This is a genomic window from Aquibacillus saliphilus (assembly GCF_020404745.1).
Classification (GTDB): domain Bacteria; phylum Bacillota; class Bacilli; order Bacillales; family Amphibacillaceae; genus Aquibacillus; species Aquibacillus saliphilus.
This window is the reverse complement of record NZ_JAIZAP010000046.1, coordinates 1-544: the sequence shown is the minus strand read 5'-3', so window position 1 is coordinate 544 and position 544 is coordinate 1. Positions and strand designations below refer to the sequence as shown.

General features: G+C 36.8%; 1 protein-coding gene. It reads left to right on the top strand.

What is annotated here, in order from left to right; translation table 11 throughout:
* Nucleotides 1-89: 89 nt before the first annotated feature.
* A partial coding sequence (locus LD272_RS21340; RefSeq protein ID WP_226038596.1) for a transposase occupies nt 90-544 on the top strand: 455 nt, incomplete at its 3' end.

Here is a 544-nt window from a genome sequence, read left to right as displayed (position 1 = left end):
ATATTCCGCCCGACATTCTTCAAGCTACTATGCATCACCTTGTTCAGAAAATACACCAGACCTTCGGCCTAAAAGAAGGAAATAAAAGGTTGGGAAAAATCCATCTCATCGACTCATCAACCATAACATTAGGGATCAATCTTTATCCATGGGCACCAAAAAACAAATTTACATCTGGCGTTAAATTACATACACGAGTTGTTCATCAAGATGGAAAGACATACCCAGATGACGTTATTATCACTCCCGCGCGTCCATCAGATCGTTCGCAGTTAGATGCTTTGATTGTTGATGAAAAAGATGCTGTTTATGTGTTTGACCGTGGCTATTTTGATTTCAAAAAATTTGATCAGTACTGCGAAAAAGGAATTATATTTGTTACCCGGATTAAAGACAACACCAAGGTTACTGTTGTTGAGGAAGTACCTGTTTCATCTGAGTCTGAGATAACTAGAGAAGCCATTGTAAAACTTGGAAAGATGAAAAATCCTCTGCGTTTAATAGAAACCTATGATAGTGAAGGAAATAAAATTGAAATTATTAT